The sequence below is a fragment of the Flavobacterium sp. genome, assembly GCF_049590715.1.
Taxonomy (GTDB): Bacteria; Bacteroidota; Bacteroidia; order Flavobacteriales; family Flavobacteriaceae; genus Flavobacterium.
Genome location: NZ_JBAWDL010000337.1, coordinates 1 through 4,269 on the forward strand (window position 1 = coordinate 1; position 4,269 = coordinate 4,269).

Below are 4,269 nucleotides of genomic sequence, written 5' to 3' on the forward strand. Positions count from 1 at the left end.
TATGATTTGGTCGCATTCTCCTTATGTTTTCCAAGATGAAGATGAGGTTATCGAAGAAAGAATTGTTCGTTTTAGAACCGTAGGAGATATGAGTTGTACTGCAGCAGTTGATTCGTATGCAGCAACAATTTCTGAAGTAGTAGGCGAAATTAGAGCTTCTACAATTTCTGAAAGAGGGGCTAGAATTGACGACAAACGTTCTGAAGCAGCCATGGAGAAAAGAAAACAACAAGGGTACTTTTAGGATAAGGCAAAAGGCATAAGTAATAAGGCATAAGTGAAAGGTATAATTAAGTTGAATAGTAAGTTTAAACTTTAAACCTTTTAAACTTTAAACAAAAATATAAAAATGGAAGTTTTAAAAATAGCAACGGCAGGAAGTGTAGATGACGGAAAGAGTACACTAATCGGAAGGTTATTGTACGATACACAATCGTTAACTACAGATAAATTAGAAGCAATAGAAAGAAGTAGTAAATTAAAAGGATACGATTATTTAGACTTTTCACTAGCTACTGACGGATTAGTTGCAGAGAGAGAGCAAGGAATCACGATTGATGTGGCTCATATTTATTTTTCAACTGCTAAGAAAAGTTACATCATTGCCGATACTCCAGGTCACGTAGAATATACGCGTAACATGGTAACAGGAGCTTCGACCTCTCAAGTATCGATTATTTTGATTGATGCTCGAAAAGGAGTTATTGAGCAAACGTATCGTCACTTTTTTATCAATAATTTATTGAGAGTAAAAGATGTGATTGTAGCGATTAATAAAATGGATTTAGTTGATTATTCAGAAGAAGTTTTCAATAAAATTAAAGCTGATTTCCAAGCATTGAATGCTAAGAGTTCATACAAAGAGCAAAACGTAAGTTATATTCCGTTGAGTGCCTTAACTGGTGATAATGTAGTAGAAACATTAGGAAAAATGCCTTGGTACGAAGGACAAACTATTTTGGAGCATTTAGAATCATTAGAATCAAAAGATGTTTACGATAACGGAAAAGCACGTTTTCCTGTTCAAACAGTTGTTCGTCCTAAAACTGAGGAGTACCACGATTTTAGAGGATATGCTGGGAAATTATACGGAAATAACATTAAAGTAGGAGATGCTGTAACTGTATTGCCTTCTTTAACAGAGTCTAAAGTGACAAATATTCACTTTTTTGATAAACAATTTGATGAAGCTACTGCGGGCTCGTCTGTTACTATTGAATTAGAAAATGATATCAATGTAACTCGTGGAGATATGATTGTAAAATCAAATGAATTGCCAAAAATTGAAAAAGACATCACAACAACTATTTGTTGGATGGATAGCAAAAAATTAGTTGGTGGTACTAAATATTTAATTCAACACAACACAAATAGAGTTCTAGCAAAAGTAGAGGCTGTCAAAAACGTAATTGCAACAGATTATTCAGGAATTACAGAAGCTTCTCAATTAGCTATTAACGAAATTGGTGAAGTTACCATCAAGTTAAGCAAACCTTTGTATTTTGATGCATACGATGATAATAAATCTAATGGAGCTTTTATCTTAATTGATCCAGCAACAAATACAACAGCAGGAGTAGGGTTTATTAGATAGTTTAGGCTATCGGCTTTGGGCTTTGTGCCGAGAGCTTTTGAATAACCAATAAAGATAAAACCTAATTTTAGATAAAAATCTAAAAGGGTTATAAGTTTAAAAATACAGATAACAGCCCAAAGCTCATAGCTCAAGGCTCAAAGCTAAAAACAAATGGAAAGTTTTAGAACCGAAATAGAAAATCCGATTGTCCAAAAAGAGATCATCGATTTAGAGAAAAAAATTCATGCCTTCCGTGGTGGACAAATTGATGACGAACGTTTTCGTAGTCTTCGTTTAGCACGTGGTATTTACGGTCAACGTCAAGAAGGCGTACAAATGATTCGTATTAAATTGCCTTACGGAAAAGTAACAAGTGAACAATTAAGAAGAATTACTGAAGTTTCAGATAAATATTCTACGGGTCGTTTGCATATCACAACACGTCAGGATATTCAAATTCACTATGTGAGTTTAGATAGAACGCCTGAATTGTGGTCTGAATTGGCTAAAGATGATATTACTTTAAGAGAAGCTTGTGGAAACACCGTTCGTAATATTACTGGAAGTGAGTTAGCAGGTGTTGATGCTGAGGAACCATTTGATGTAACCCCTTATGCTCATGGATTGTTTCAATATTTATTACGTAACCCAATCTGTCAAGAAATGGGACGTAAATTCAAAATTTCATTCTCGTCATCTGATAAAGATACTGCTTTGAGTTATTTACACGATTTAGGATTCATTCCTAAAATTGTAGAGGGTCAAAAAGGATTCAAAATCATGTTAGGTGGTGGTTTAGGTTCTCAACCTGCTCATGCTGAATTGCTTTCAGAATTTGTTCCAGTAAATCAAATTATTCCAACTGCCGAAGGAGTAATCAGAGTTTTTGACCGTTACGGAGAAAGAGCAAAACGTCTAAAAGCACGTTTGAAATTCTTAATAAAAGACTTAGGACGTGACGAATTTTTACGTTTAGTCGAAGAAGAGAAAAAAGCATTGCCTTTCCATTCTTACGAAATAGATACTACTGCTTTTGAAGGCGCTATTGCTGAGCCTTTATTAGAAGTGCCAACAGTTACTATTGATGACGCTACAGCTTATGAAGCTTGGAAAAAATCAAATGTAATTGCTCAAAAACAAGCAGGTTATGTTGCGATTGGTGTAAAAGTACTTTTAGGAGATTTTTATACTGATAAAGCAAGATTATTAGCTGATTTGATAAAAAATTACGGAGCCAATGAATTGCGTTTTTCATTGCGTCAAAACATTGTGATTCGTAACATCAAAGAAGAAAATTTACCGTTTTTCTACCAAGAATTAGCCAAATTAGACATGGTTCAATTAGGGTACGATACGATTGGTGATATCACGGCTTGTCCAGGTACGGATACATGTAACTTAGGAATTGCAAGTAGTACAGGAATTGCTGACGAATTAGAAAGAGTATTAAAAGCTGAATACCCACAATTTGCAGATAACAAAGAAATCACTATCAAAATTAGTGGTTGTATGAATGCTTGTGGACAACACAATATGGCTGAAATTGGTTTCCAAGGAATGTCAATTAATTCGGGGAAACTAGTAGCGCCAGCATTACAAGTATTATTAGGTGGTGGAATTTTAGGAAACGGAAATGGACGTTTCTCTGATAAAGTAATCAAAATACCTAGCCGTCGTGGACCTGAAGCGTTGCGTTTGATTTTAAATGATTTTGAAGCAAATGCAAATGGAACTAGATTCTTAGATTATTATGATGCTAAAGGAGAAAAGTATTTTTATGAATTCTTGAAGCCATTAGCTGATGTAACCAATCTTACTGAAGAAGATTTCGTGGATTGGGGTAACGCAGACAACTACGTAAAAGCAGTTGGTGTTGGAGAATGTGCAGGTGTAGTAATTGACTTAGTAGCGACATTATTGTACGAAGCTAAAGATAAATTGACTAATGCTGAAGAATCTTTTGCTGAAGGAAAATGGTCGGATTCAATTTATCAAGCGTATGCAGGTTTTGTAAATGGAGCGAAAGCTTTATTATTGGCTGAAAAGCAAAAAACAAATACACACGCTGGAATTATTGAATCATTCGATACTGTTTTTGTTGCAGGAAATAAAATTGAATTAGGATCTTCTTTTAGTGAATTAGTGTACCAAATCAATAAAAAAGAGCCAACAGAAGCATTTGCAAAACAATACATTCAAGAAGCAATTACGTTTTTCGAAAAATTAGAAGCATACAGAGCAGCAGATTTAGCGAAAGCATAATTTTAAAGATATGAATAAAGAGCAATCAGCAATCAGCGGTCAGCAGTCAGCAGTCAGCAATGAGCAATCTGCAATGAGTTCAAAGCCCACAGCTCAAAGCCCACAGCCCACAGCCCAAGAGCGTAACGAGTTGTATCCTATATTTTTAAAATTACACAACCTTAGCGTGCTAATTGTAGGTGGAGGAAATGTAGGTTTGGAAAAGCTATCTTTTTTACTCAAATCAAGTCCCAATGCAAAAGTAGAGGTTGTTGCACCACGTTTTATTTCTGAATTAGTTACTCTAGCTGAAAGTCACCCTACGGTGAAATTGACTAAAAAGCGATTCAAGAAAAAAATGTTGAAGAAACGCCACATGGTTATTGCTTGTACGGATGTGTTGAAGGTTAATAAAAGAGTGTATGACTTATCACGAAAAAGATATTTGATTT

General features: G+C 34.9%; 3 protein-coding genes and 1 pseudogene. All 4 read left to right on the plus strand.

All coding sequences use genetic code 11. The annotated features are described in order from the left end of the window. Positions 1 to 244 (plus strand): annotated as a pseudogene (locus WBQ70_RS14375) (sulfate adenylyltransferase subunit CysD); the annotation flags it as partial. A gap of 105 nt (positions 245 to 349) precedes the next feature. Continuing rightward, positions 350 to 1,594 carry a sulfate adenylyltransferase subunit 1 gene (locus WBQ70_RS14380; RefSeq protein ID WP_423915397.1) on the plus strand — a complete coding sequence of 415 codons (1,245 nt, stop codon included), beginning with the start codon at positions 350 to 352 and terminating at the stop codon, positions 1,592 to 1,594. A 153-nt stretch (positions 1,595 to 1,747) separates the two neighbouring features. After that, on the plus strand, positions 1,748 to 3,838 hold the full coding sequence (locus tag WBQ70_RS14385; protein WP_423915398.1) for a nitrite reductase: 2,091 nt from the start codon (positions 1,748 to 1,750) through the stop codon (positions 3,836 to 3,838). 73 nt (positions 3,839 to 3,911) lie between these two features. Continuing rightward, positions 3,912 to 4,269, plus strand: a 358-nt coding sequence (locus WBQ70_RS14390; RefSeq protein ID WP_423915400.1) for a precorrin-2 dehydrogenase/sirohydrochlorin ferrochelatase family protein, incomplete at its 3' end; no start/stop codon positions are given.